Source organism: Escherichia sp. KTE172, assembly GCF_000408845.1.
GTDB classification, from domain to species: domain Bacteria; phylum Pseudomonadota; class Gammaproteobacteria; order Enterobacterales; family Enterobacteriaceae; genus Escherichia; species Escherichia coli.
In genome coordinates, this window is sequence record NZ_KE137316.1 from 3589155 (window position 1) to 3616143 (window position 26989).

Here is a 26989-nt window from a genome sequence, read left to right on the forward strand (position 1 = left end):
TTTATCTCCTGACGCCTGGGCAAAAAAAAGCCCCTCGATTGAGGGGCTGGGAATGGGTGATCAACGGGAAGAAAAACGGCAGGCCAGCGTCTTTTTTCAGACGCGGTAAGACAAAATGTCGAACACACTGAACCATACATCCTCCCGGCAAATTGTCCGGCATTATACTCATCGTCAGAAGCGGTGCAAGCATTTGATGCAATATTTTGTCAGCGCAAACGGTTTATTTGAATTATAAGTCAAAATGCATGCATTTTTATTTGTTGTGATTCTGCAGGGGAACGGTCGTTCGGTATCAATAATTGCAGACATTTCCTGCTTTTTTCTTTTTCACTTTCACGCAATCAGATATGCATTTTATTCCATTCATCCGACTTATAGGGCGGAGTGTGAAAACGAACGGCTAACACTATTGCTTACTGCTCAGGGATGCGCGCTATCACTTTAATTTCAAAATCAAAGCCTGCCAGCCATGTAACACCTACCGCCGTCCAGTTTGGATAAGGTGGGGCGCTAAATATTTCATTTTTCACCGTCATGATGTCTTCAAATTGGTTTTCTGGATCGGTATGGAAGCTCGTAACATCAATGATATCGTCAAAAGTGCATCCCGCAGCAGCCAGGGTCGCATGCAAATTATCAAATGCCAGTCTGACTTGTTGCTGAAAATCGGGTTCTGGTGTTCCGTCCTCTCGACTTCCTACTTGCCCGGAAACAAACAGCAAATCGCCGGAGCGAATAGCCGCAGAATAACGATGTTCAGCATACAGTGAATGTCGGCCTGCAGGGAAAACAGCGGTTCTTTCTACCATTTGGTTATCCTCAAGATTTACGACATGAACAGAAGATTTATATTTACCAGGAGCCGCTTTTAGCGGACGACGTGAGTAAACAAAACCCAGACATCATGGGAAATGGCTGGGCTTAATTGAGCGTAGTCGGTTATGCGCCAAACGCGCCATCAATGGTATGCATCGCGCCGGTAACAAAACTGGCTTCTGGCCCTGCTAACCATGCGACCATACCAGCGACCTCTTCCGGTTGCCCATGTCTTTTGATAGCCATAAAACTATGCAACATATCGCGCATTGGCCCGTTGGCGGGATTAGCGTCGGTATCAATTGGCCCTGGCTGGACGACGTTAATGGTGATCCCACGCGGTCCGAAATCACGGGCCAGCCCGCGCGCCATGCCTTGCAGGGCAGATTTACTGGCGGCATAAGCAGCCATGCCTGCAACAGGCATACGATCGCCATTCACGGAGCCGATGATTAAGATGCGCCCGCCTTCGGGCATCTGCCGGGCGGCTTCAACAGAGGCATGATAAGGAGCATGAATATTGATTTTGAAAAGGCGATCAATATCGTCGGCATTCAATTCCAGGGCATCGCCAAAGACGCCAATACCTGCATTTACCACCAGGATATCCAATGCGCCGCTCTTACGAACGACATCAATGACAGCGTCTCTGTCAGTACTATCTGTGAATACTGCTGTCGCTCCAGTCTCTTGTGCCAGGTGTTCAGCGGCATCTTTCGACCCCGCATAGGTGAATCGTACATTGGCCCCATCGGTGACGAAACGACGTACGATAGCGGCACCGATACCACGACTGCCACCGAGGATGAGAACTGTCTTACCTGTAAAAGCGCCCATAAGGACTCCTTGATTTATTATGTAACATGCATTACAAAACTGTTTTAACTTTCTGTCAACAGGTTTTGTAATGGTCACTAAAAAACAATCTCGCGTTCCAGGTCGTCCCAGACGTTTCGCTCCTGAGCAGGCAATCTCTGCGGCAAAAGTGCTTTTTCACCAAAAAGGTTTCGATGCTGTCAGTGTTGCTGAAGTTACTGATTATCTTGGTATTAACCCCCCGAGCCTCTACGCGGCTTTTGGCAGTAAAGCTGGGTTATTTAGCCGTGTACTCAATGAATACGTCGGTACGGAAGCTATTCCGCTTGCCGATATTCTTCGTGATGATCGTCCAGTAGGCGAGTGCCTGGTTGAGGTATTAAAAGAAGCGGCGCGCAGATATAGCCAAAACGGCGGCTGCGCTGGCTGTATGGTTCTTGAAGGTATTCATAGTCATGATCCACTAGCGCGTGATATTGCCGTTCAATATTATCACGCCGCAGAAACGACCATTTATGACTATATCGCCAGGCGGCATCCACAAAGCGCACAATGTGTGACTGATTTTATGAGTACCGTGATGTCAGGGCTTTCTGCGAAGGCACGGGAGGGGCACTCAATCGAACAACTCTGTGCAACAGCTGCACTGGCGGGGGAAGCGATAAAAACTCTTCTCAAGGAGTGATGCTGGCCTTGATCCGAAAGGCGGGAACGCGCCTGCCGATAAGTTGTGATAAGACAATAATTCACGCGTTAAGGCTAGCGGAATTGATCATCTTTTCGTATAACGATAGAAATGAAACGTTGTTTTAATTAAGGAGTGGAAAAGATGATCATCGGAAATATTCATAATCTTCAGCCGTGGCTACCCCAGGAGTTACGCCAGGCGATTGAGCATATCAAAGCACACGTTACGGCAGAAACGCCAAAGGGCAAGCACGATATCGAAGGCAATCGTCTGTTTTATCTTATCTCGGAAGATATGACCGAGCCGTACGAAGCCCGCCGTGCGGAGTACCATGCCCGCTATCTCGACATTCAGATTGTGTTAAAAGGTCAGGAAGGCATGACCTTCAGCACGCAACCTGCAGGCACGCCGGATACCGACTGGTTAGCTGATAAAGACATCGCATTTTTGCCGGAAGGCGTTGATGAGAAAACAGTTATCCTTAATGAAGGTGATTTTGTTGTGTTTTATCCGGGGGAAGTGCATAAACCGCTGTGCGCAGTGGGTGCACCAGCCCAGGTTCGCAAAGCAGTAGTGAAGATGCTGATGGCGTGATGACTTTTCGCCGTAAATAACTCCAGATTTACGGCGAGTTTGTGAAAAGAGCGTTTTTTGATATTTTTTGTGAGTAAAATTTGTAATGCTTAGACGTTCTTATTAACTCAAGGAGTCCGTCATGAGCAAAATATCAGGTTGGAATTTTTCTCAAAACATTACATCAGCCGACAATTGTAAACAAAAAAATGAAGACTTAGATACCTGGTATGTGGGAATGAATGATTTTGCCCGAATTGCCGGAGGGCAGAATAGCAGAAGCAATATTCTTTCTCCCAGAGCATTTTTGGAGTTTTTGGCTAAGATATTTACCCTGGGTTATGTGGATTTTAGCAAACGCTCCAACGAAGCGGGTAGAAATATGATGGCTCATATTAAGTCCTCATCTTATATCAAAAATAATGATGGTAGTGAGATAATGAAGTTTGTTATGAATAATCCTGAAGGGGAGCGAGCGGATTTATCTAAGGTGGAAATAGAAATTACACTTGCCTCAGCTTTTAATAATGGGATTCGTGAAGGACATACAGTCATTATATTTACACAACCTGATGGTTCGACTAATCGTTATGAAGGGAAGTCCTTTGAAAGAAAAGATGAGAGTTCATTACACCTGATTACTAACAAGATTCTGGCGTGTTACCAACGCGAAGCTAACAAGGAAATAGCTCGTCTATTAAATATTCCGCAGGAGTTAAATAATTCTCAGGACTTGAATAACTCGCAGGTGAGTTGTAAAGATTCAGTTGATTCTACGATTACGGATTTATTAGAAAAACCATTGAATAATGCATTATTAGCAATAAGGAAAGAACATCTGCTATTAATGCCTTATGTATGTAATGAATCGATTTCATACTTGCTTGGTGAAAAAGGGATACTGAAAGAAATAGATGACCTTAACGCAGTAAATAATTATCTTCTTAATAATAAGAAAGCTACTGACAATGAAATTAATGACATCAAAGTTAACCTGTCTCATATTCTTATTGATTCCTTAGATGATGCAAAAGTTAACCTTACACCGGTCATCGATTCGATTCTGGAGATTTTTTTAAAATTCCCATATATTAATGACGTAAGAATACTGGATTGATGTTTTAATAAAAGAATGCAATATTTTGGTGATTCTGAAAAGATAAAGTATGCATGCTCCGTGATAAATCATATTGATTTTAGCCGCGATCAATCTAAAGATTTTAGCTGCGATCAATCTAAAATTAAAATAGCTGAGACCTTATTTTTCAATCTCGATAAAGAACACTATAAAAATAGCCGTAAATTACAGGAATTGATTTGGGATAAGTTGGTTGCATATGTCAATGATTTTAACTTAAGCAATCAAGAAAAATCACGCTTAATACTAAGGTTATTTGATGATGTTAAGTTGCTATTTAATGAAGTGCCTGTCAGCATTTTAGTAAATGATATTTTTTTTGAAGGATTTTTTCATGAAGCAACCTGATTTTGCTAAGTGGTATTTCTATCAATTACTTAAAGATTATGAGGGCGAACAGCTGTATCTTAATGAGTTAGGATATGTTTATGGTAATGAAGAAAAAACAAATGAAATTGTAAAAAACAATCCGGGTTATGTCGTTAAGATTTTTGAAGAAAAGATGGTTAATGAATTAAAAATTAGAACAAGAATGATGAAAATCCTCCGGAAGATTTACGTATAGCAATAGAAAAATATGGATGGAATAATTGAACTATTACTGCATAAAATAATGTGATGCCGGGATGTTTTTGTATTTCCCGGCATCTTTATAGCGATATCAATTATTTACTGAGCGTCGCGACCATCACCGCTTTGATGGTATGCATGCGGTTTTCCGCCTGATCAAAAACAATGCTGGCGGCAGATTCGAAGACCTCATCAGTCACTTCCATTCCGCCATGTAGGCCAAACTCTTCCGCCATTTTCTTACCAAGCGTCGTCTGGTCGTCATGAAACGCGGGCAGGCAGTGGAGGAATTTGACCTCCGGGTTACCGGTCAACTGCATCATCTTGCTGTTCACCTGATAATCACGCAGTAATGCAATCCGTTCTGCCCATTTCTCTTTTGCTTCCCCCATCGACACCCATACATCGGTATAGATAAAGTCAGCACCTTCAACTCCTTTGGCTACATCTTCCGTCAGCGTAATATTCCCGCCATTTTGCTGTGCCAGGGCGCGGCATTCCGTAACCAGCGCAGCTTCCGGCCAGCATGCCTGTGGCGCGACCAGACGCAAATCCAGACCGGTAAGCGCCGCAGCTTCGAGCATCGAATTGCCCATGTTGTTACGTGCGTCACCTGCATAGACCAGCGTCATTTCGTTGAATGCTTTACCGGGTAAATGCTCCTGCATGGTGAGGAGATCCGCCAGCAACTGCGTGGGGTGAAACTCATTGGTCAGGCCGTTCCATACCGGCACGCCAGCGTATTCCGCCAGTGTTTCGACAATCTCCTGACCATAGCCGCGATACTGAATACCGTCATACATGCGACCCAGCACGCGGGCAGTGTCTTTAATCGACTCTTTATGACCAATCTGACTGCCGCTTGGGCCGAGATAAGTAACGCGAGCACCCTGGTCATATGCGGCAACTTCGAAAGAGCATCGGGTACGGGTCGAGTCTTTTTCGAAGATGAGCGCGATGTTTTTACCAGTGAGTTTGGCTTCTTCTTTGCCGCTTTTCTTATCGGCTTTCAGCTTCGCGGCTAACTGCAGCAGGCTGTTGAGTTCAGCTGGCGTGAAATCGAGTAATTTCAGGAAATGCTTATGATAAAACCCGGACATAGATCCCTCCTGTGGCTAACGCCTTAATGAATTAAAATTCAATTTATATGGATGATTATTCATTTGCAAGTCTAAAGCATAAATCTTTGTCACAAAGGTGGAGGCAATGTCAGTGGTGTGTGACAATAAGAGTATCGGCAGGACATTAAGAGGAATGAGCCATGGCAAACCCGGAACAACTGGAAGAACAGCGTGAAGAAACACGTTTGATTATTGAAGAATTACTGGAAGATGGCAGCGATCCGGACGCGCTGTACACCATCGAACACCATCTTTCCGCAGACGATCTGGAAACCCTGGAAAAAGCAGCAGTTGAAGCGTTTAAACTCGGTTACGAAGTGACCGATCCAGAAGAGCTGGAAGTTGAAGATGGTGATATCGTGATTTGCTGCGACATCCTCAGCGAGTGCGCGTTGAATGCCGATCTGATCGATGCCCAGGTTGAACAACTGATGACGCTGGCGGAGAAATTTGACGTTGAGTACGACGGTTGGGGCACTTACTTTGAAGATCCCAATGGCGAAGACGGCGACGATGAAGATTTTGTCGATGAAGACGATGACGGGGTTCGCCACTAATTAATTGATTAAAATGCCCGATAGCACACACTAGCGGGCATTTTTTTAGAGTTCGCGTAGCATCCGCACTTCACAATCTACATGGCCCGTGCAGCCAAGTGCATAGTCGATATGTTGAAAACCTAAATGTTCATACAAACCAATCGCTTCTTTCAAAAAAGCGGTCGTTTCCAGATAGCAGCGTTTGAAGCCCATCTCTCGTGCCTGCTCCATCGCCATTAAGGCCAGTTTTTTCGCCAGCCCTTTACCGCGAATAGCCGGAAGAAAATACATCTTCTGCAGTTCGCAAATGTCCGACTCACTCCCGGTTAATGGCGCAATCCCACCGCCGCCGACCACTTCACCATCGTACTCAACCACCCAATATGCATGACCCGGCTGACTATACACTTGATACAACTCGTCCAGGTTCGGATCGGCGACGGTGTAGCCTTTATCAGCGGTAAGACCGTATTCGGCGGATACCTGACGAATGACGCGGGCGATGGCGGGATTATCCTGCTGCGTCAGGCGACGCATTACAGGTGATTGCGGCGCAATGTTATTCATAGTTTAACCCAATAAAAATAAAGTAATTATACATTTGTTTAATACCACTCTCTTCTTACGTGCGCAAGCGACTTATAAAGTAATAAAGTTTTTGCCAGCCTATTACTGATAAGAGTATTGTAACGTGGCAGAACATTTTACTGTCTGTATATATAAATTATATCAATGGATTTTTTAATTCAGGGAATTTTTATGGCTCAAGTTATTAATGAAATGGATGTTCCGTCCCATTCGTTTGTTTTTCATGGTACAGGTGAGAGATATTTTCTTATTTGTGTGGTGAATGTGTTGTTAACGATTATAACGCTAGGTATCTATTTGCCATGGGCATTAATGAAATGTAAGCGTTATCTCTATGCTAATATGGAAGTTAACGGACAACGATTTTCTTATGGAATTACTGGTGGGAATGTTTTTGTTAGTTGTCTTGTTTTTGTTTTTTGCTATTTCGCAATCTTAATGACAGTGTCAGCAGATATGCCACTTGTTGGCTGTGTTTTGACTTTGTTACTGTTGGTTTTGCTTATATTTATGGCAGCAAAAGGACTGCGTTATCAGGCCTTGATGACCAGTCTCAACGGCGTAAGATTTAGTTTTAATTGCTCTATGAAAGGGTTCTGGTGGGTAACCTTTTTCTTGCCGATTTTAATGGCCATTGGGATGGGGACTGTTTTCTTTATCTCGACAAAGATGCTACATGCCAATAGTTCAAGTAGTGTTATTATATCTGTGGTTCTGATGGCAATAGTTGGTATTGTTTCCATTGGTATTTTTAATGGTACTTTATATAGCCTGGTAATGAGTTTTCTCTGGAGCAATACCAGTTTCGGTATACATCGTTTCAAGGTGAAATTAGATACTACGTATTGTATAAAATATGCCATTCTCGCATTTTTAGCTTTATTACCTTTTCTCGCTGTTGCTGGTTATATTATCTTCGATCAAATATTAAATGCGTATGATAGTTCTGTGTATGCAAATGATGATATTGAGAATTTACAGCAATTTATGGAAATGCAACGTAAAATGATAATCGCGCAGTTAATCTATTATTTTGGGATTGCTGTTAGCACCAGTTATTTAACGGTGTCGTTGCGAAATCATTTTATGAGCAACCTGTCACTGAATGATGGGCGTATTCGTTTTCGCTCAACTTTAACGTACCACGGTATGCTTTATCGCATGTGTGCGTTGGTGGTGATATCCGGGATTACGGGCGGTCTGGCTTATCCACTGCTGAAAATATGGATGATTGACTGGCAGGCAAAAAATACGTATTTGCTGGGCGATTTGGATGACCTTCCTTTAATCAATAAAGAAGAACAACCAGATAAAGGCTTCTTAGCCAGGATTTCACGGGGAATTATGCCTTCTTTACCATTTCTGTAAGAGATAAAAAAGGCCGGAGCATGCTCCGGCCTTCGTTTTCATTACTGTGTTTTGATTACAGCGCGGCGATAACAGCCTGCTGTTCAATCAGCTTCGCTTTCGCTTCTGCATAGCCTTCCAGCTTTTCACGCTCTTTCGCGATGACCGCTTCCGGTGCGCGGGCGACAAAGCCTTCATTCGCCAGCTTGTTCTCGATACGGCTGATTTCGCCTTCGATCTTCGCCACTTCTTTCGCCAGACGCGCCAGCTCATCTTCTTTGTTGATGAGGCCAGCCATCGGGATCAGCAGCTCTGCGCCGTCGATGATCTTAGTAACGGAAACCGGACCTTTGTCATCGGCAGGCAGCACGGTGATGCTTTCCAGACGCGCCAGCGTTTGCAGGAAGCCACGGTTTTCATTTACGCGACGTTCTGCATCCGCGCTGCAACCACGCAGTAGCAGCTCCAGCGGTTTGCCCGGCGCGATGTTCATTTCTGCACGGATGTTACGTACCGCAACGATCGCCTGCTTCAGCCACTCTGTGTCGGCCAGTGCGGCTTCATCAACCTGAGATGCATCGTACTGCGGGAACGGCTGCAGCATGATGGTGTCGGCAGTGATACCGCAAAGTACTTTCACACGCTGCCAGATGGTTTCGGTGATGAACGGAATGATCGGATGCGCGAGGCGCAGCAGACCTTCCAGCACGGTCACCAGCGTATGGCGAGTACCGCGCAGTTCGGCTTCGGTGCCACCGTTCATTACCGGCTTAGTCAGTTCCAGATACCAGTCACAGAACTGGTTCCAGGTGAACTCATACAGAATGCCTGCGGCGATATCGAAGCGGAAGCTGTCCAGCGCTTCGCGGTACGCTTTGATGGTCTGGTTGAACTCCGCCAGAATCCAGCGATCCGCCAGCGACAGCGTCATTTCGCCGCCGTTGAAGCCGCAATCCTGACCTTCTGTGTTCATCAGCACAAAGCGGCTGGCGTTCCACAGCTTGTTACAGAAGTTACGGTAACCTTCCAGGCGTTTCATATCCCAGTTGATATCGCGACCGGTAGAAGCCAGCGCCGCCAGGGTGAAGCGCAGCGCGTCAGTACCGTGCGGTTCAATACCGTTCGGGAACTGCTTCTCGGTGCGCTTACGGATTTTGTCCGCCAGCTGTGGCTGCATCATATTGCCGGTGCGTTTTTCCAGCAGTTCTGGCAGCGAAATACCGTCAACCATATCCAGTGGGTCAATAACGTTACCCTTGGATTTGGACATCTTCTGGCCTTCGTCGTCACGAATCAGGCCGGTCATGTAAACAGTGTGGAACGGCACCTGCGGTTTGCCATTTTCATCTTTGATGAAGTGCATGGTCATCATGATCATGCGGGCAATCCAGAAGAAGATGATGTCGAAACCAGATACCATCACGCTGGTTGGGTGGAACTGACGCAGGGCGTCGGTATTTTCCGGCCAGCCAAGGGTAGAGAAGGTCCACAGCGCAGAAGAGAACCAGGTGTCGAGAACGTCTTCGTCCTGACGCAGGGCAACGTCGGCACCGAGGTTATTTTCTTTACGCACTTCGTCTTCGTTGCGGCCAACATAAACGTTACCCGCTTCGTCGTACCATGCCGGGATTCGGTGACCCCACCACAGCTGACGAGAGATACACCAGTCCTGAATATCGCGCATCCAGGAGAAGTACATGTTTTCGTACTGCTTCGGTACGAACTGAATGTCGCCATTCTCAACCGCTTCAACTGCCGGTTTCGCCAGGACATCGGCACGCACGTACCACTGGTCGGTCAGCATCGGTTCGATAACTACGCCGCCACGGTCGCCGTAAGGAACGGTCAGGTCGTGCGGTTTAATTTCTTCCAGCAGGCCGAGTGCGTCAACCGCAGCAACGACTGCTTTACGTGCAGCAAAACGCTCGAGTTTCTGGAACTCTGCCGGGATTTCGCTGGAATAAACGTCAGATTCGTTACCTTTGGTATCGAACACCTGGGCGCTTTCACGGATATCGCCGTCAAAGGTCAGGATGTTGATCATCGGCAGCGCGTGACGTTTACCCACTTCATAGTCGTTAAAGTCGTGCGCCGGAGTGATTTTCACGCAGCCGGTGCCTTTTTCCATGTCGGCGTGTTCGTCGCCAACGATCGGAATACGACGGTTAACCAGCGGCAGAATGACATATTTGCCAATCAGATCTTTGTAACGCGGATCTTCCGGGTTAACGGCTACGCCAGTATCGCCCAGCAGGGTTTCCGGACGGGTAGTCGCAACCACCAGATAATCTTTACCGTCTGCGGTTTTCGCGCCGTCAGCCAGCGGATAGCGGATGTGCCACATCGAACCTTTTGATTCGCGGTTTTCCACTTCCAGGTCAGAGATAGCGGTGCGCAGTTTCGGGTCCCAGTTTACCAGGCGTTTGCCACGGTAAATCAGGTCTTCTTTATACAGACGAACGAAAACTTCTTTCACCGCATTGGACAGGCCTTCGTCCATGGTGAAGCGTTCACGCTCCCAGTCGACGGAGTTGCCGAGACGGCGCATCTGACGGGTAATGGTGCCGCCGGACTCCGCTTTCCATTCCCAGATTTTGTCGATGAAAGCTTCGCGGCCGTAGTCGTGACGGGTTTTACCTTCTTCTGCGGCAATCTTGCGCTCAACGACCATCTGGGTAGCGATCCCGGCGTGGTCAGTACCGACCTGCCACAGGGTGTTTTTGCCCTGCATGCGCTGATAGCGGATCATGGTATCCATGATGGTTTGCTGGAAGGCGTGACCCATATGCAAACTGCCGGTGACGTTCGGCGGCGGGATCATGATGCAGAAACTTTCCTGGCTTTCATCGCCATTAGGCTTAAAGTAGCCCTGCTTTTCCCAGTGCTCGTAAAGCGGCTGTTCGATATCTTGTGGGTTATATGTCTTTTCCATTATTTCCAGGTTGCCGTATTCAGGTTGAAACCAGCCACGCGGTAGGCTTTATAGCGTTCGCGCGCCAGTTGTTTCAGAGAATCTTCATAAGGAACGAAGTCTACCACTTCTGTGAAAGCGGTGGCAAAATCTGCAAAGCTTGTTCGCAGACTAATCAATATATCGCGCGGGCTGCTGCTGCGTTTTTGCGGCCAGGCGATCTCCACCGGCGCACCGCCGCGCGGTCCTTCTCCCGCTAAATTATGCGGAACAAAGCTTTCTGCCGGACGCGCCCACAGGGCTTCATCCAGCCGGTAAGCCTGCTTTTCATCTTCACAGGCGATGAGCACGCGCTTACCGCTGCGCCAACGTTCTGCGGCAATTTCACACACCAGTTGCTCAACGGCGCTTAAGCCATCGACGGTGGTGTCATTGTCCAGAAGGTAGAACGTCGCGTTTTTCATAAATGGGGCTTCTTGTGGTGGATTTAAATACGCATCAGGTATACACCGCAGCGCCTGATGCGACGCTGCCGCGTCTTATCAGGCCTACGAGTTCGGTGCTGTGTAGGTCGGATAAGGCGTTCATGCCGCATCCGACAATAACAGCATTGCCTGATGCGACGCTGCCGCGTCTTATCAGGCCTACGAGTTCAGTGCTGTGTAGGTCGGATAAGGCGTTCACGCCGCATCCGGCAATAACAGCCTTGCCTGACGCAATTACTCTTCGCCGTTAAACCCAGCGCGGTTTAACAGGAACTGTGCCAGCAACGCTACCGGACGACCGGTGGCGCCTTTTGCTTTACCAGAACGCCAGGCGGTACCGGCGATATCCAGGTGCGCCCAGTTGTACTTACGGGTAAAGCGTGACAGGAAGCAACCTGCGGTAATCGCCCCACCAGGACGACCGCCAATGTTCGCCATATCGGCAAAATTGGACTCCAGTTGTTCCTGATACTCGTCACCCAGCGGTAAGCGCCATGCGCGGTCACCGGATTGTTCAGACGCGGCAATCAGTTCATGGGCCAGCGGATTATGGTTCGCCATCAGACCGGTAATGTGATGACCCAGCGCGATCACGCAGGCACCGGTCAGCGTCGCCACGTCAATCACCGCTTCCGGCTCAAAACGCTCAACGTAAGTTAACACGTCGCACAGTACCAGGCGGCCTTCAGCGTCGGTATTCAGCACTTCAACGGTTTGACCGGACATGGTGGTTAACACATCGCCCGGACGATAGGCACGCCCGCCAGGCATGTTTTCGCAGCCTGCCAGCACGCCGATAACGTTAATCGGCAGTTGTAGCTCCGCGACCATACGCATCACACCGTAAACCGCTGCCGCACCGCACATATCGTACTTCATCTCATCCATGCCTTCTGAAGGCTTGATCGAGATACCGCCGGAGTCGAAGGTTAAACCTTTACCCACCAGCACGATTGGGCGTGCATCTTCCGACGCGTTGCCTTTGTACTCAATCACCGACATCAGCGATTCGTTCTGCGAACCCTGACCGACCGCCAGATAGGAATGCATCCCCAGCTCTTTCATCTGCTGTTCGCCGATAACGCGGGTGATGACATTCTTGCTGTAGCTGTCAGCCAGCTGGCGCGCTTGTGAAGCGAGGTAAGCGGCGTTACAGATATTCGGCGGCATATTGCCGAGATCTTTCGCGGCTTTAATCCCGGCGGCAATCGCCAGACCGTGCTGGATCGCGCGCTCACCGCTGGTCAGTTCACGGCGGGTCGGCACGTTGAACACCATCTTACGCAGCGGACGACGCGGTTCGCTCTTGTTCGTTTTCAGCTGATCGAAACTGTAGAGCGTCTCTTTTGCCGTCTCGACAGCCTGACGCACTTTCCAGTAGTTGTTACGGCCTTTAACGTGCAGCTCAGTCAGAAAGCAGACCGCTTCCATTGAGCCAGTATCATTCAGCGTATTAATGGTTTTCTGAATAACCTGCTTGTACTGACGCTCATCCAGCTCACGTTCTTTGCCGCAACCAATAAGGAGAATTCGCTCGGAAAGTACATTCGGAACATGGTGCAGCAACAATGTCTGCCCCGGTTTTCCTTCCAGTTCGCCCCGACGTAGCAGGGCGCTGATGTACCCATCGCTGATTTTATCGAGCTGTTCTGCAATCGGAGAAAGGCGACGTGGTTCGAAGACGCCCACGACGATGCAGGCACTCCGCTGTTTCTCCGGGCTACCGCTTTTTACACTAAACTCCATGCACTACGCTCCTGAATCTTAAAGACAACGGCGGTGGCTACAGATAGAATTGCAAGCTTTCGTAACTCATGTCCGCTGTTGCGATGACTTCGTGTTAATCTTAACGTTATTACGGCATTGGCACGTCAGAACAAAATCTGAGAGGTGAATCCGTTGAGTATAATTATCTTAGCGACGATTTCGACGACTCAAGAGAATAAATGACGTTTAAGCCATGAAACAAGCTAAAATCCTGCAAAAGACGAGTTTTTACGGGCGTATTTAAAGTGATAATCATAAGATATCTGGTGCGGGAGACGCTCAAAAGCCAGCTGGCGATACTCTTCATCTTGCTTTTGATCTTCTTCTGTCAAAAGTTAGTGAGGATCCTCGGCGCAGCGGTTGACGGCGATATTCCGGCGAATCTGGTGCTCTCCCTTCTCGGGTTGGGCGTGCCGGAAATGGCGCAGCTTATCCTGCCATTAAGCCTGTTCCTCGGGCTGCTGATGACGCTGGGCAAACTGTATACCGAAAGTGAAATTACGGTAATGCATGCCTGCGGCCTGAGCAAAGCGGTTCTGGTGAAAGCGGCAATGATCCTTGCGGTATTCACGGCAATCGTAGCGGCGGTTAACGTGATGTGGGCGGGACCGTGGTCATCGCGTCATCAGGATGAAGTGTTAGCAGAAGCGAAAGCGAACCCTGGCATGGCGGCGCTGGCGCAAGGGCAATTCCAGCAAGCGACTAATGGCAGCTCGGTGCTGTTCATCGAAAGCGTTGACGGCAGCGATTTCAAAGATGTGTTCCTCGCGCAAATTCGACCAAAAGGTAATGCACGTCCTTCTGTGGTGGTGGCCGATTCCGGACATTTAACCCAGCTGCGCGACGGCTCCCAGGTCGTCACTCTCAACCAGGGAACGCGCTTCGAAGGCACTGCATTGTTACGTGATTTCCGCATTACGGACTTCCAGGATTATCAGGCGATCATTGGTCACCAGGCGGTGGCGCTCGACCCGAACGATACCGACCAGATGGACATGCGCACATTGTGGAACACTGACACCGATCGTGCTCGCGCAGAACTGAACTGGCGTATCACGTTGGTATTCACCGTGTTTATGATGGCACTTATGGTCGTACCGCTGAGCGTGGTTAACCCACGTCAGGGACGCGTACTGTCGATGCTGCCAGCCATGCTGCTGTATCTACTTTTCTTCCTGATCCAGACCTCCCTGAAATCGAACGGCGGTAAAGGTAAGCTGGACCCGACGCTGTGGATGTGGACCGTTAACCTGATTTATCTGGCTTTAGCGATTGTTCTCAACCTTTGGGACACCGTGCCGGTCCGCCGCCTGCGCGCCAGTTTTTCGCGTAAAGGAGCGGTGTGATGCAACCTTTTGGCGTACTTGACCGCTATATCGGTAAAACTATTTTCACCACCATCATGATGACACTGTTCATGCTGGTGTCGCTGTCGGGCATTATCAAGTTTGTCGATCAGCTGAAAAAAGCCGGGCAGGGGAGTTACGACGCGTTAGGCGCAGGAATGTATACCTTGCTGAGCGTGCCGAAAGATGTGCAGATCTTCTTCCCGATGGCGGCTCTGCTTGGGGCGTTGCTTGGTCTTGGGATGCTGGCGCAGCGCAGCGAACTGGTGGTGATGCAGGCTTCTGGTTTTACCCGTATGCAGGTGGCGCTGTCGGTGATGAAAACCGCCATTCCGCTGGTCTTGCTGACGATGGCGATTGGCGAATGGGTCGCGCCGCAGGGCGAGCAGATGGCGCGTAACTACCGTGCGCAGGCGATGTACGGCGGCTCGTTGCTCTCTACCCAGCAAGGCTTATGGGCGAAAGATGGCAACAACTTCGTCTACATTGAGCGGGTTAAAGGTGACGAAGAGTTAGGTGGCATCAGCATTTATGCCTTTAACGAGAATCGTCGTCTGCAATCCGTACGCTATGCCGCTACTGCGAAGTTTGACCCGGAACATAAAGTCTGGCGTCTGTCGCAGGTTGATGAATCTGATCTGACCAATCCGAAACAGATTACCGGTTCGCAGACGGTGAGCGGCACCTGGAAAACCAACCTCACGCCGGACAAACTGGGCGTGGTGGCGCTGGACCCGGATGCACTCTCTATCAGCGGTTTGCACAACTATGTGAAGTATCTGAAGTCGAGCGGTCAGGATGCCGGACGTTATCAGCTCAACATGTGGAGCAAAATCTTCCAGCCGCTATCTGTGGCGGTGATGATGCTGATGGCGCTGTCGTTCATCTTTGGCCCACTGCGTAGCGTACCGATGGGCGTGCGTGTGGTCACCGGTATCAGTTTCGGTTTTGTCTTCTACGTACTGGACCAGATCTTCGGCCCGCTGACGTTGGTTTATGGCATCCCGCCGATCATCGGCGCACTGTTGCCAAGCGCCAGCTTCTTCTTAATCAGCCTGTGGCTGTTAATGAGAAAATCGTAACCGAATGAACGAATAAAGGGAGCGAAAGCTCCCTTTATTATTGTTAGCAAAGTGTGCTTCGTTCATTCCTGAAAAATAATTAAAATTCAATATATTGCAGTGGGGTGGGCATGATAAGACGCGCCAGCGTCGCATCAGGCAAAGACAAATCTCGCCTGACTTACCTTCTTCTCCCCCCCAGCAAACTCCCCAACATCCCGCGTACAATCTGATTCGTCACTTGGCGAGCGGCGCTTTTGGCCATTGTTTGCACCACACCATCTTTCTTCCCGCCGCGTGGTCCGGTAGTGCCGAACAAAATATCCTTCAATCCACCAAGAATGCCGTCATCCACCGCTACCTCTTTCCCTTTCGCGGGAGGATTATTTTGCTGCTCGGTACTGGCCTGAAAGCCTTTTTGCAACATCTCATAGGCGGATTCCCGGTCCACCTCATCCTCATATTTGCCATACACCGGAGAGTGATTAATCAAGCCATTACGCTCATCTTCCGTCACCGGCCCCATCCGCGAACAAGGCGCGATCACCATCGCACGCTCCACCACAGAAGGGCTTCCTTTCGCATCCAGAAAAGAGATCAACGCCTCGCCGGTGCCCAGTTCCTGAATCGCCTTTTCGGTATCAAACGCCGGATTGGCCCGCATGGTTTGCGCCGCTGCCTTCACTGCTTTCTGATCTTTTGGCGTAAAAGCCCGCAAAGCATGTTGAACGCGATTACCGAGCTGCCCGAGCACATTATCCGGAATATCAGACGGGTTTTGCGAAACGAACCAGACGCCCACGCCTTTTGAGCGAATAAGCCTTATCACCTGCTCAATCTTATCCAGCAGTACCTGCGGGGCATCGTTAAACAGCAGATGTGCCTCGTCGAAGAAAAACACCAGTTTTGGTTTCTCCAGATCGCCCGCTTCCGGCAATTGTTCATACAACTCTGAAAGCATCCACAGCAGGCTGGCGGCGTACAGTTTCGGCATCTGATAAAGTTTCTCGGCGCTGAGGATATTGATAACGCCTTTACCGTTGGCATCGGTGCGCATCCAGTCTTTGATATCCAGCATCGGCTCACCAAAGAAGTGTGCTGCGCCTTGCTGTTCCAGCGACAACAGCCCGCGCTGGATGGCACCAACCGATGCGCTACTGATATTACCGTACTGATTCTGGAAGGATTTGGCGTTATCGCCGATGTACTGGGTAATTGCCCGCAGATCTTTAAAGTCGAGCAGTAACAGCCCCTGATCGTCAGCAATGCGGAAGATGATATTCAGCACGCCAGATTGCACATCGTTGAGATTCAACAGTCGTGCCAGCAACAGCGGCCCCAGATCCGAAACCGTCGCCCGCACCGGATGGCCTTTCTCGCCAAAGATATCCCACACCACCACCGGATTGGCATGCGGTTGCCAGTCATTGACGCCGATATTTTTAAGCCTTGCGAGCAGTTTTTCCGACACCGTTCCTGCCTGCGCGACGCCGGTCAGATCGCCTTTCACATCAGCCATAAACACCGGCACGTCGATTTCCGACAATGACTCCGCCAGTTTTTGCAGCGTAACGGTTTTACCCGTCCCCGTTGCGCCGGTAATCAGCCCATGACGGTTAGCCATTCCCGGCAGTAAAAACAGTTCTGTGTCCGGCGTGCGGGCAATTAACAGGGGTTCACTCATGAGATATCCTCCAGTTTCCTGCCTGGAGTATAGGCAACGTCCGGCAAAGAGAATACGTGTAATGAAGAGAAAATAACCTAAAGCGTGTTGCCGTGATAAATCTGATACCCGAGGTCAACAGTGTTGTGGTTGTGATCGTTATTTTTAATTTTGCTCAGCAACATTTGGGCGGCCATCCGACCAATATCAAAACGGGGAGTAATTACGCTGGCGAGGCTTGGGATCATTTGCCTGCCAATCTCCAGCCCATGAAAACCCGCAATGGAAATTTGTTCTGGCACGGCGAGGTTTCGCTCGCGGCACAGCAGAAGCGCACCCATCGCAATATCGTCATTGGTGCAAAATACACCGTCTAAATCCGGGTTTGCGCTAAGGGCATCACGCATTAACTGCATTCCTAAATGAATGGATGAGATGGCGCGTGGATTCATGCGTAATGGGGAAAGATTATGCAGCATCATCGCATCGCAATACCCCTGATAACGCTGTTCATCGCGGGTGTCATCTTTGGAACCGAGATACAGAATTTTGTGCCTGACTCGCTTCTCCAGCATGGTACACACCATGTCAAAAGCGGCCTGCCGATTATCAAAACCGACCTCCATATCCAGCCGTTCTCCCTGTACATCCATCAATTCCACGACCGGAATGGTGGCTGAACGCAGAAATTTCACCGTCCTGATGGTGTGATATTTTTCCGAAAGTATAATCCCGTCAATGTTATAAGAGAGCAGGTTAATCACCGACTCTTCTTCGGAATCGCGATCGTAATTGTAATTAGCAATAAGGGTCTGATAATTATGCTCAGAGGTGACGGATTCTATTCCCGCGAGAATGTCAGCGAAGAGTTGATTTTGAAATGACGGAATCAAGATACCGAGGGTATAACTTTGTGCATTCAACAACATGCCGGGAGCGCGATTAGGGATATAATTGATCTCTTCCATAATTTTGGCGATGCGCTCGCCTGTTTCCTTTGCCACCTTTTTCGGCGAGCGGATATAACGACTCACGGTCATTTTTGTTACGCCAGCCAGCGTAGCGATATCCTGTAAAGAAATTCTGTGATTGCGCATAACTTCTCCCAACGTCGGGGGAATCTTCAATCTTCCCCCGAAACTACATCACAATATTTTATTCTTTCAGTGCAATACGGCGTTAATGGCTAACACGCCCAGCAAACCCATAATAGAAATAAGGGTTTCCATCACCGTCCAGGTACGCAACGTTTCACCAACCGTCAGATTAAAATACCCTTTAAATAGCCAGAAGCCAGGGTCGTTTACGTGTGACGCGATCACGCTGCCCGCACCGGTTGCCAGTACCATTAAAGCGGGATCGGCATGGGTAACGTTGATAATCGGCAACACCACACCCGCGGTGGTAATGGCCGCGACGGTGGCAGAGCCCAGAGCGATACGCAACAGCGCCGCAACAGTCCAGCACATCAATAACGGCGAAAGTGTAGTTCCGGTCATTAAGTGTGAAATATAGTGCCCGACACCGCTATCTACTAATACCTGCTTAAACGCGCCGCCGCCAGCGATAATAAACACAATCATCGCGATAGCGCCTATAGAATCCCCAATGATATCCATGATTTGCTCGATGGTGCGTCCATTACGTCGGCCCAGTGTGAAAATCGCAATAACAATGGCAATAAACAGCGCAACGGCAGGGTTACCGACAAATTCAAAGAAGAGGCGCACGGTGTTAGTTTTCGGTAACGTAATTTCACAAACGGCGGCGATAGCCATCAGGATGACCGGGATCACGGCAGCGAAAATACTGTTCCAGAAGGAGGGCATCTCCTCTTCGCTAAACAGATGAGGATTAAATAAGCCTTCCGGTGGTGCTTTCTCAAAGCGAGTTAGCAGTTTAGAAAACAGCGGTCCTGCGACAATAACTGTCGGAATGGTAATGATAAATCCATACAGTAAAGTCGTTCCGAGATTAGCCTCAAAGATAGTCGCGATGGCAGTAGGCCCTGGATGTGGCGGCAGAAAACAGTGGGTTACAGAGAGCGCTGCTACCATTGGTACGCCAACATACAACAGGGGTAATCCTGATGATGCTACGATGGTAAATACCAACGGCAACAGCAGGACAAAACCCACTTCAAAAAACATGGCGAGGCCCACAACCAGACCGGTGATCACTAGCGCCCATTGCACGCGTTTTTTACCAAAAGTAGCAATCAGCGTAGTGGCGATACGTTGTGCCGCACCCGTATCAGAAATCAGCTTGCCTAACATGGCCCCGAAACCGAGGATCATTGCCAGCCCGCCGAGCGTGCTGCCGATACCATTTTGTATAGAGTGCAGGACGGCCTGTGCATCCATCCCTTCGGCAAATCCGACGACGGCAGCTACCAGAACGAGGGCAATAAAGCCGTTAACTTTAAAGCCGATCATCAGGATAAGAAGCAGCGCGACGCCTGCCGCAATAATGATTAATGGCATAGTCTTTATCTCTTATTAGTGCCAGAAAAGCAGCGCTTTCGCGCTGCACGTAGGGGGGCTGTTAAACAGCCACTAACATGCCGCCATCAACAAACAACAGGTGGCCGTTTACGAAATCAGAGGCTTTTGAAGAAAGGAACACCGCAGCACCAATCAGTTCCTGCGGATCTCCCCAGCGTGCGGCGGGGGTCCGTTTGCACAACCAGGCGGTGAAGGCTTCGTCCTCAACCAGTGCTTTAGTCATTTCTGTTTTGAAATAGCCCGGCGCAATACCGTTGACCTGAATATTGTGGCGCGCCAGCTCGACGCACATGCCGCGGGTGAGCATTTTTACCGCCCCTTTCGATGCGGCATAAGGGGTGATGGTGTCACGTCCCAGTTCGCTTTGCATCGAGCAAATATTAATAACTTTACCTGCCTTGCGTTCAACCATGTGACGAGTTACCGCTTGCGATACCAGGAACACGGCGGTCTGGTTTACTGCGATCACATCATTCCACTCTTGTTCAGGGAACTCAGTAAAAGGATGACGGCGCTGGATACCGGCGTTATTCACCAGCACATCAATGGGGCCGATGTCCTTTTCGATATGTTCAACGGCGGCATCAATTTCATGTTTATGAGTAACATTAAAAGGTGCGGCAACGGCCTGAATACCCTCCTGGTGGAGTTTTTCTACAGCAAGTTCTGCGCGTTCGGCAGTAATATCATTAATAATTATTTGTGCGCCATATTTACCCAGGCCGGTTGCCAGTAAAAAGCCAATGCCCTGTGCTGAACCGGTAATCAAGATATTTTTTCCTGCCAGTGAAAATAGATCGTTCATTGTATTATTCCTTTATTTATCTCTTAGAAAACAAGCTGGACTTTTGCTGCCTGGGTTTTATCACCGGCGAAACGTAGCGCCTCTTCCAGGTCAGTGAAGGGATATTCAGCACTCAGTAAAGGCAGTGGATTGATAACGCCATTCGCCAGCCATGACACTGCGGTATTAAATTCGCTGGTAAAACGGAAAGAGCCTCTGAGTGAAATCTCCTTACCAATCAACGTCATCATTGGGAATTCTGCCATCGCGCCTCCCATACCTACCTGCACCATTACGCCGCGTGCACGAGTGACCTCCAGACAGGTATTCACTGATGAAGGATGACCGGACACTTCAAAGCTGACATCGAAATAGCCTTTTTCCGCTTTCCAGTGATCCATGTCGTCGTTTTGTGGGTTTACGAGCACATCCGCCCCCATCTCTTTGCCCAGCGAAAGGGAACGGGGACTCACATCAGCACAGACAATTTCCGCGGCCCCCAGTGTTTTCACTGCACTGACAATCAGGCAGCCAATGGGTCCAACACCGGAAATAAATACTCGCTTGCCCTGTAACTCGCCGGCCTGATGTGCGGCATGAATCGCGACGGCTAAAGGTTCGGCAAAAGCCATAACCTTTTCGTCAGCTTTGGCCGGATAAGGGACACATTGCGACGTTTCGACCATTTTATAACGGGTAAAACCACCATCAACATGAGGGAAATACATGGCACTGCCAAAAAAACGCATATCTGTACACTGATTCTCGTTATGTTCAATGCAGTATTTGCAGTGACCGCACGGTTTAGACGGATTAATGGCTACCGTTTGCCCTTCATGTAATTCTGATGAGTCGCTATGAATAACTTTACCGATAACTTCATGACCTAACACCATCGGTGCCTTTATCATGAAATTACCTACTTTTCCTTCCTGATAATAATGTAAATCGGAACCGCAAATTCCACCTCGGGTTATTTGTACTAATGTTCCATTATTATTCCAATCTATCGTCTGCTCGGTAACGGCAACAGTTTTCTTGCCCGCAACAACGCAGGACTGTGTTTTCACTTGCATAAATTCCTCACTGGTCAGGTAGACACCTCGGAAGCATTTAAGCGGTTTTAACTGTCATTATTTGTGATGAAGATCACGTCAGAAAATTGTTACATTACTATGTTACGCATAACGTGATGTGCCTTGTAATTCTTATCAGTAGAAATAAAAAAACGTGAAATTATTATGCCGCCAGGCGTAGTATCGCAGCAGGTAAGATGATTCAGGAGATTTTAAATGGCGGGTGAAAGCTTTATTTTGATGGGCGTTTCAGGGAGTGGTAAAACATTAATTGGTAGCAAGGTTGCCGCGTTATTATCTGCTAAATTTATTGATGGTGACGATCTTCATCCAGCCAAAAATATAGATAAAATGTCGCAGGGTATTCCATTATCTGATGAAGATCGACTTCCCTGGCTGGAACGCTTAAATGATGCTTCATACAGTCTTTATAAAAAGAATGAAACAGGATTTATTGTCTGTTCATCATTAAAAAAACAGTATCGTGATATTTTACGCAAGGGTAGCCCCCATGTTCATTTCCTCTGGTTAGATGGCGACTATGAAACTATTCTCGCGCGAATGCAGCGTCGGGCTGGGCATTTTATGCCGGTAGCGTTACTAAAAAGTCAGTTTGAGGCACTGGAGCGTCCACAAGCAGATGAACAGGATATTGTGCGCATTGATATCAACCATGATATTGCCAATGTCACCGAACAATGTCGGCAGGCTGTGCTGGCGATACGACAAAACAGAATATGTGCGAAAGAGGGCAGCGCCTCAGATCAGCGCTGCGAATGATTTTCAAAAATCGGCTTTCAACACCACGCGGTAACGCGCCTTACCGTCGCGCACATGCTGGATGGCGTCGTTAATTTTCGACATCGGGAACAGTTCGGTGGTCGGCGCAACCTTGCTGCGGGCGGCAAAACGCATCAGCTTACGCAGCTCATAAGGCGTGCCGGTAGCAGAACCAGAGACGCTGCGATCGCCCGCAATTAACGTAAAGGCCGGAACAGACAGCGGCGTGAGAACCGCACCGACCGTATGGAAATTACCGCCATAGGTCAGCGCCTCAAAATAGGGCTGCCAGTCGAGGCTGACGTTGACGGTGTTGATAATGAGATCAAACTGCCCCGCCAGTGCTTTCAGTGCCTGCGGATCGCGGCTATTCACCACTTTATCGGCACCCATCGCCAGCACTTCCTGCTCTTTCGCCGGATTAGAACTAAAGGCTGTCACCTCGCATCCCATTGCGTGCAGAAGTTTTATAGCGATATGCCCCAGCCCGCCAATACCAATTACCCCAACGCGGCTGGTAGCAGTGATATGGTGCATCAACAGTGGTTTAAAGACCGTGATACCGCCGCACAACAGCGGCCCGGCGGACTCGATATCAATATTTTCTGGCAGTGGAATCACCCATTGCCAGTCCGCACGCAACTTCTCGGCAAAGCCACCGCGATTCATAATCGTCGGCACCGCACCTTGCTCGCAGTTGATCTGATTACCGCTAATACAGGCGTCGCAGTGACCACAGCTACGCGCCGTCCAGCCAATCCCGACACGCTGACCGACCTGCAAACCTTTATCCTGCGCGGCGCTCCCGAGTGCCACCACGCGCCCAATCACCTCATGCCCGGCAACCAGCGGATATTGTGAAAATCCCCATTCGTTATCGATCATCGACAGATCGGAATGGCAGATCCCGCAGTAATCCACCTGCACTTCAACATCTTGTGGCCTCAGCTCACCGGGATCGTACTCATAAACTTCCAGTTCGCCGCCCGCTTCTTTTGCGGCATAGCTTTTTATCATCGACATTTTTTGGTCCTTCTCTGGTGTTGTTTGGGAAGTGTAGAGCATGGCAGGGCGGGGTGCCTGGAGTGTGACAAAGGTTACACATCGCTGTATGCAATGCTGAAAATTTCAGCACTTAGCGAGGTGCGAGCAAGCTGGCGCTTGCATGGTGGCGTGCGACAGGTATAATCCACAACGTTTTCCGCATACCTCTTCAGTGCCGAAGTGGCGAAATCGGTAGACGCAGTTGATTCAAAATCAACCGTAGAAATACGTGCCGGTTCGAGTCCGGCCTTCGGCACCAAAAGTATGTAAATAGACCTCAACTGAGGTCTTTTTTTATGCCTGAAATCCAGTGTTTATCTATCTTTCCCGCTATATTAACTCTCTCAAGGTCAACCGATATCAACGTACATCTACCAACATATGTTGGTACAGATGATGGTATTTCCGGTTCGATAATGCTTGTACCAACAGGGAGGGAATACGATGGCATTAACAGATATCAAAGTCAGAGCAGCCAAGCCAACGGATAAGCAATATTAGCTGACTGATGGTGGCGGTATGCATCTGCTTGTCCATCCAAATGGTTCTAAGTACTGGCGTTTGCAGTACCGTTATGAGGGAAAGCAAAAAATGCTGGCACTTGGGGTTTATCCTGAAATCACACTAGCGGATGCCAGAGTACGTCGTGACGAGGCGCGTAAGCTGCTTGCGAATGGCGTCGATCCGGGAGACAAAAAGAAAAATGATAAGGTTGAACAGAGTAAAGCACGAACCTTTAAAGAAGTCGCGATTGAGTGGCATGGCACCAATAAAAAGTGGTCTGAAGATCACGCCCATCGTGTGCTAAAAAGTCTTGAAGATAATCTTTTTGCAGCGCTTGGTGAACGTAATATCGCTGAGTTAAAAACTCGAGATTTATTAGCACCTATTAAGGCCGTAGAAATGTCTGGACGTCTTGAAGTGGCCGCTCGTCTTCAGCAGCGCACTACAGCCATCATGCGCTATGCAGTGCAAAGTGGGTTAATTGATTATAACCCGGCACAAGAGATGGCTGGGGCGGTTGCTTCCTGTAATCGACAACATCGTCCCGCGCTTGAATTAAAGCGCATCCCTGAGTTGCTTACAAAAATAGATAGCTATACTGGTAGGCCGCTAACCCGATGGGCGATAGAACTCACTTTGCTGATCTTTATTCGGTCCAGTGAGCTGCGTTTTGCTCGTTGGTCAGAGATCGATTTCGAAGCGTCTATATGGACTATCCCACCGGAGCGGGAGCCTATTCCTGGAGTGAAACATTCCCATAGAGGCTCAAAAATGCGTACAACGCATCTAGTGCCTCTTTCAACGCAAGCTCTTGCAATTTTAAAGCAGATAAAACAGTTTTATGGGGCCCATGACTTGATATTTATTGGTGATCACGATTCGCACAAACCCATGAGTGAGAATACGGTAAATAGTGCGTTACGGGTCATGGGGTATGATACAAAAGTAGAGGTTTGTGGTCATGGCTTTCGAACAATGGCCTGTAGTTCATTGGTCGAATCAGGTCTGTGGTCTCGTGATGCTGTTGAACGTCAGATGAGCCACATGGCGCGAAATTCAGTGAGGGCCGCGTATATCCATAAAGCAGAGCATCTGGAAGAACGGCGATTGATGCTACAGTGGTGGGCCGATTTTCTGGATGTAAACAGAGAAAGGTTTATCAGTCCATTTGAATATGCAAAGATTAATAATCCATTAAAACAGTAATCATCCCGGGCAAATGCCCGGGAATTATTCTAGGATTATTTTCTTTGTTAAAAAAGACAAACGGTATTAACTGATGTATTTACTATTTACCGCTCCCTGCAGGGGGGATTATCAGAATCCGCGGTTATTCATTATTTATATACATTCAATAAAAAAGTAACCTCATAAAAAATCCTGTACTCACAGGGTGATGCGGGATAACTGACGTAAGGAGTGCTGCAGGGATTTGATGGTCCCTTGTGCTGATATGAATACGGATATTTTATACAGAATACTTTTCAGTACAAGCGACTGTATTACAGTCTGCCATATATGATTACCTGTGATCAGGAAGAATAAGTGGCTGAGGTTTCAAACTGTCTGCCGGTATATTCCTCTCTCCCTTAAAAACCATAACAGGTTAGTTATCTTCGTCTGTCAGCGGATTGAATGGCGGTATATTTTCAGTACAAATACCGGTCATCCACTGAAAAATACCTGCGAAATGACGGGCACTGATTTTTCTACTGACGGGCTGATGAGACGTTATGTCACTGGCGGTAATAATCAGTGGCACACTGTAGCCTCCCTGCACATGACCATAATGATGAACAGGATTGGCACTGTCGCTGACCGACAGCCCAAGGCCAGAAAAGTAAAGCATGGCGAAATGACGTGAGTACCGGCGAAGGATACCATCAAGCTGGCCAAGAAAGTTATCCAGTTTACTGATGCTGGCGAGGTAACAGGCAATTTTTCGGGGATACTGCTCCAGGTAATTATTCGGCTAGGAGTTAAGGCTGTCACACGGATTTGGATGAGAACCCATCATGTGCAGGAAAATTATCTTCGGAGAGGATGTATCCGCCAGCGCACGTTCTGTTTCCTGTAACAACAGTTTGTCATCTGTTTTACGGGAAGCGAAGCTGCCTTTCTTGAGGAAAGTGGCATGCTCCGCATCAGAAGCAATAACAGAGATGCGTGTGTCATGCTCCCCCAGTTTTCCTTGATTGGATATCCACCATGTGCTGTATCCTGCTTTTGCTGCCAGCGCCACCACATTGTTGCCGGAATCAGGGTTCTGCTCATAGTCATAAATCAGTGTCCGGCTCAGGGAAGACACTGTACTGGAGGCTGTCGAGGTATAATCGTCAATAAATAAACCGGGTGCCGTATTCAGCCACGGTGTGGTTGGTACGGGATAGTCATACACTGACATATAATCCCTGCGCACACTCTCACCAGTGACAATAACAATCGTATCATATAACGGTGCTCCCGGCTGGATTTTCCAGTTGTCAGCCCCGTGCTACTCAGTTGTTCATAACGCTGCATTTCACGTAATGTGTCAGTTGTCCCCACAACTGTTCCTTTAACCATCCGCAATGGCCAACGGTTTACAGAGCATAATACGAATAGCCGTAGAGCCAGCCAGTTACGGTGGTCGCGATGGTGTGTCCGCCAGAAAATCACCACGAATACCAGAATCGCGGCACTGACCAGAAAATGATAAACAGGAAACACGGGGCGGTTCACTTTGCTTTCTCCTGTAGTGTTTTCTGTAGGTTCTGAACCGGTTCTAGCGGGGTTGTGAGGCTGATGGCAATCGCCGGGCTCTTCCTGCATGTTACACTGGTACTGCAAGAGGGGGCCTTCGCTCCTCTGACATTACTCAGTATT

The 26989-nt window shown here is 48.6% G+C and carries 23 protein-coding genes, 1 tRNA gene and 2 pseudogenes; 11 read left to right on the top strand and 15 right to left on the bottom strand.

Annotation, left to right across the window (positions count from 1 at the left end; translation table 11 throughout):
- Position 1 precedes the first annotated feature (1 nt).
- The 3 genes from pyrL to bdcA form a co-directional block, all read right to left on the bottom strand.
- A complete protein-coding gene (gene pyrL, locus G434_RS0125750) occupies positions 2-136 on the bottom strand; it encodes a pyr operon leader peptide (protein ID WP_001296693.1) in 135 nt (44 codons plus the stop codon).
- Positions 137-416: 280 nt separating this feature from the next.
- A complete protein-coding gene (locus G434_RS07085) occupies positions 417-812 on the bottom strand; it encodes a RidA family protein (RefSeq protein ID WP_000230281.1) in 396 nt (131 codons plus the stop codon).
- A 130-nt stretch (positions 813-942) separates the two neighbouring features.
- Positions 943-1656, bottom strand: coding sequence for an SDR family oxidoreductase (gene bdcA / locus G434_RS07080; RefSeq protein ID WP_000500691.1), 714 nt, complete (start codon positions 1654-1656; stop codon positions 943-945).
- 70 nt (positions 1657-1726) lie between these two features.
- On the opposite strand from bdcA, the gene G434_RS07075 reads away from it, so the two are divergent.
- From G434_RS07075 to G434_RS31110, 3 genes and pseudogenes are all read left to right on the top strand, one after another.
- Entirely contained in the window at positions 1727-2320 is a 594-nt protein-coding gene (locus G434_RS07075) for a TetR/AcrR family transcriptional regulator (RefSeq protein WP_000256656.1), read from the top strand.
- 144 nt (positions 2321-2464) lie between these two features.
- A complete protein-coding gene (gene tabA, locus G434_RS07070; protein WP_000583470.1) occupies positions 2465-2917 on the top strand; it encodes a toxin-antitoxin biofilm protein TabA in 453 nt (150 codons plus the stop codon).
- A gap of 121 nt (positions 2918-3038) precedes the next feature.
- Positions 3039-4628 (top strand): annotated as a pseudogene (locus G434_RS31110) (DNA-binding protein).
- 71 nt (positions 4629-4699) lie between these two features.
- Here the strand turns inward: G434_RS31110 and argF are convergent.
- Entirely contained in the window at positions 4700-5704 is a 1005-nt protein-coding gene (gene argF / locus G434_RS07050) for an ornithine carbamoyltransferase (protein WP_000012907.1), read from the bottom strand.
- 161 nt (positions 5705-5865) lie between these two features.
- On the opposite strand from argF, the gene rraB reads away from it, so the two are divergent.
- Positions 5866-6282 carry a ribonuclease E inhibitor RraB gene (gene rraB / locus G434_RS07045; protein ID WP_000002953.1) on the top strand — a complete coding sequence of 139 codons (417 nt, stop codon included), beginning with the start codon at positions 5866-5868 and terminating at the stop codon, positions 6280-6282.
- A 45-nt stretch (positions 6283-6327) separates the two neighbouring features.
- Here the strand turns inward: rraB and G434_RS07040 are convergent, their stop codons facing one another.
- Complete coding sequence (locus tag G434_RS07040) at positions 6328-6831, bottom strand: GNAT family N-acetyltransferase (protein WP_001059422.1); 504 nt, start codon at positions 6829-6831, stop codon at positions 6328-6330.
- 192 nt (positions 6832-7023) lie between these two features.
- Here G434_RS07040 and G434_RS07035 point away from each other — a divergent pair, with 192 nt between their 5' ends.
- Positions 7024-8220, top strand: coding sequence for a YjgN family protein (locus G434_RS07035; protein ID WP_000079641.1), 1197 nt, complete (start codon positions 7024-7026; stop codon positions 8218-8220).
- Positions 8221-8275: 55 nt separating this feature from the next.
- Here the strand turns inward: G434_RS07035 and valS are convergent, their stop codons facing one another.
- The 3 genes from valS to pepA form a co-directional block, all read right to left on the bottom strand.
- Complete coding sequence (gene valS / locus G434_RS07030; RefSeq protein ID WP_000416382.1) at positions 8276-11131, bottom strand: valine--tRNA ligase; 2856 nt, start codon at positions 11129-11131, stop codon at positions 8276-8278.
- Positions 11131-11574 (bottom strand): DNA polymerase III subunit chi, encoded by a 444-nt coding sequence (gene holC / locus G434_RS07025; protein WP_000786399.1) that lies wholly within the window; start codon positions 11572-11574, stop codon positions 11131-11133. The genes valS and holC overlap by 1 nt, the downstream gene beginning before the upstream one ends.
- A gap of 255 nt (positions 11575-11829) precedes the next feature.
- Complete coding sequence (gene pepA, locus G434_RS07020; protein WP_000397144.1) at positions 11830-13341, bottom strand: leucyl aminopeptidase; 1512 nt, start codon at positions 13339-13341, stop codon at positions 11830-11832.
- 153 nt (positions 13342-13494) lie between these two features.
- Here pepA and ytgA point away from each other — a divergent pair, with 153 nt between their 5' ends.
- The 3 genes from ytgA to lptG all read left to right on the top strand — a co-directional run bounded on the left by ytgA (position 13495) and on the right by lptG (position 15790).
- Positions 13495-13545: a protein YtgA gene (gene ytgA, locus G434_RS30525; RefSeq protein ID WP_211180521.1), complete on the top strand. Its 51-nt coding sequence runs from the start codon at positions 13495-13497 to the stop codon at positions 13543-13545.
- Between the two features lie 62 nt (positions 13546-13607).
- Complete coding sequence (gene lptF / locus G434_RS07015) at positions 13608-14708, top strand: LPS export ABC transporter permease LptF (RefSeq protein ID WP_000584114.1); 1101 nt, start codon at positions 13608-13610, stop codon at positions 14706-14708.
- Entirely contained in the window at positions 14708-15790 is a 1083-nt protein-coding gene (gene lptG / locus G434_RS07010; protein WP_001295681.1) for an LPS export ABC transporter permease LptG, read from the top strand. Before lptF ends, lptG begins: the two co-directional genes overlap by 1 nt.
- 160 nt (positions 15791-15950) lie before the next feature.
- Here the strand turns inward: lptG and G434_RS07005 are convergent, their stop codons facing one another.
- From G434_RS07005 to idnD, 5 genes are all read right to left on the bottom strand, one after another.
- On the bottom strand, positions 15951-17453 hold the full coding sequence (locus tag G434_RS07005) for a helicase HerA-like C-terminal domain-containing protein (RefSeq protein WP_016238974.1): 1503 nt from the start codon (positions 17451-17453) through the stop codon (positions 15951-15953).
- A gap of 77 nt (positions 17454-17530) precedes the next feature.
- On the bottom strand, positions 17531-18529 hold the full coding sequence (idnR, locus tag G434_RS07000) for a DNA-binding transcriptional regulator IdnR (RefSeq protein WP_001309159.1): 999 nt from the start codon (positions 18527-18529) through the stop codon (positions 17531-17533).
- A gap of 66 nt (positions 18530-18595) precedes the next feature.
- Positions 18596-19915 carry a gnt-II system L-idonate transporter gene (gene idnT, locus G434_RS06995; RefSeq protein WP_001128335.1) on the bottom strand — a complete coding sequence of 440 codons (1320 nt, stop codon included), beginning with the start codon at positions 19913-19915 and terminating at the stop codon, positions 18596-18598.
- Between the two features lie 61 nt (positions 19916-19976).
- Positions 19977-20741, bottom strand: coding sequence for a gluconate 5-dehydrogenase (gene idnO, locus G434_RS06990; protein WP_000998695.1), 765 nt, complete (start codon positions 20739-20741; stop codon positions 19977-19979).
- Positions 20742-20764: 23 nt separating this feature from the next.
- Entirely contained in the window at positions 20765-21796 is a 1032-nt protein-coding gene (idnD, locus tag G434_RS06985; RefSeq protein ID WP_001197411.1) for an L-idonate 5-dehydrogenase, read from the bottom strand.
- A gap of 216 nt (positions 21797-22012) precedes the next feature.
- Between idnD and idnK the strand changes: the two genes are divergently transcribed.
- Complete coding sequence (idnK, locus tag G434_RS06980; protein ID WP_000896738.1) at positions 22013-22576, top strand: gluconokinase; 564 nt, start codon at positions 22013-22015, stop codon at positions 22574-22576.
- A 3-nt stretch (positions 22577-22579) separates the two neighbouring features.
- On the opposite strand, the gene ahr is transcribed toward idnK, so the two are convergent.
- Positions 22580-23599 carry an NADPH-dependent aldehyde reductase Ahr gene (gene ahr, locus G434_RS06975; protein ID WP_001309160.1) on the bottom strand — a complete coding sequence of 340 codons (1020 nt, stop codon included), beginning with the start codon at positions 23597-23599 and terminating at the stop codon, positions 22580-22582.
- Between the two features lie 195 nt (positions 23600-23794).
- On the opposite strand from ahr, the gene G434_RS06970 reads away from it, so the two are divergent.
- Together G434_RS06970 and G434_RS06965 are read left to right on the top strand one after the other, a co-directional pair.
- Positions 23795-23879 (top strand) — tRNA-Leu (locus G434_RS06970).
- Positions 23880-24121: 242 nt separating this feature from the next.
- A complete protein-coding gene (locus G434_RS06965; protein WP_223293345.1) occupies positions 24122-25330 on the top strand; it encodes a tyrosine-type recombinase/integrase in 1209 nt (402 codons plus the stop codon).
- 316 nt (positions 25331-25646) lie between these two features.
- Here the strand turns inward: G434_RS06965 and G434_RS28095 are convergent.
- A pseudogene (locus G434_RS28095) lies at positions 25647-26830 on the bottom strand (phosphoethanolamine transferase); the annotation flags it as partial.
- Positions 26831-26989 lie beyond the last annotated feature (159 nt).

Coding starts and splice junctions, on each gene's coding strand:
- pyrL (WP_001296693.1), bottom strand. CDS start 136: ATGGTTCAGTGTGTTCGACATTTTGTCTTACCGCGTCTGAAAAAAGAC.
- G434_RS07085 (WP_000230281.1), bottom strand. CDS start 812: ATGGTAGAAAGAACCGCTGTTTTCCCTGCAGGCCGACATTCACTGTAT.
- bdcA (WP_000500691.1), bottom strand. CDS start 1,656: ATGGGCGCTTTTACAGGTAAGACAGTTCTCATCCTCGGTGGCAGTCGT.
- G434_RS07075 (WP_000256656.1), top strand. CDS start 1,727: ATGGTCACTAAAAAACAATCTCGCGTTCCAGGTCGTCCCAGACGTTTC.
- tabA (WP_000583470.1), top strand. CDS start 2,465: ATGATCATCGGAAATATTCATAATCTTCAGCCGTGGCTACCCCAGGAG.
- argF (WP_000012907.1), bottom strand. CDS start 5,704: ATGTCCGGGTTTTATCATAAGCATTTCCTGAAATTACTCGATTTCACG.
- rraB (WP_000002953.1), top strand. CDS start 5,866: ATGGCAAACCCGGAACAACTGGAAGAACAGCGTGAAGAAACACGTTTG.
- G434_RS07040 (WP_001059422.1), bottom strand. CDS start 6,831: ATGAATAACATTGCGCCGCAATCACCTGTAATGCGTCGCCTGACGCAG.
- G434_RS07035 (WP_000079641.1), top strand. CDS start 7,024: ATGGCTCAAGTTATTAATGAAATGGATGTTCCGTCCCATTCGTTTGTT.
- valS (WP_000416382.1), bottom strand. CDS start 11,131: ATGGAAAAGACATATAACCCACAAGATATCGAACAGCCGCTTTACGAG.
- holC (WP_000786399.1), bottom strand. CDS start 11,574: ATGAAAAACGCGACGTTCTACCTTCTGGACAATGACACCACCGTCGAT.
- pepA (WP_000397144.1), bottom strand. CDS start 13,341: ATGGAGTTTAGTGTAAAAAGCGGTAGCCCGGAGAAACAGCGGAGTGCC.
- lptG (WP_001295681.1), top strand. CDS start 14,708: ATGCAACCTTTTGGCGTACTTGACCGCTATATCGGTAAAACTATTTTC.
- G434_RS07005 (WP_016238974.1), bottom strand. CDS start 17,453: ATGAGTGAACCCCTGTTAATTGCCCGCACGCCGGACACAGAACTGTTT.
- idnR (WP_001309159.1), bottom strand. CDS start 18,529: ATGCGCAATCACAGAATTTCTTTACAGGATATCGCTACGCTGGCTGGC.
- idnT (WP_001128335.1), bottom strand. CDS start 19,915: ATGCCATTAATCATTATTGCGGCAGGCGTCGCGCTGCTTCTTATCCTG.
- idnO (WP_000998695.1), bottom strand. CDS start 20,741: ATGAACGATCTATTTTCACTGGCAGGAAAAAATATCTTGATTACCGGT.
- idnD (WP_001197411.1), bottom strand. CDS start 21,796: ATGCAAGTGAAAACACAGTCCTGCGTTGTTGCGGGCAAGAAAACTGTT.
- idnK (WP_000896738.1), top strand. CDS start 22,013: ATGGCGGGTGAAAGCTTTATTTTGATGGGCGTTTCAGGGAGTGGTAAA.
- ahr (WP_001309160.1), bottom strand. CDS start 23,599: ATGTCGATGATAAAAAGCTATGCCGCAAAAGAAGCGGGCGGCGAACTG.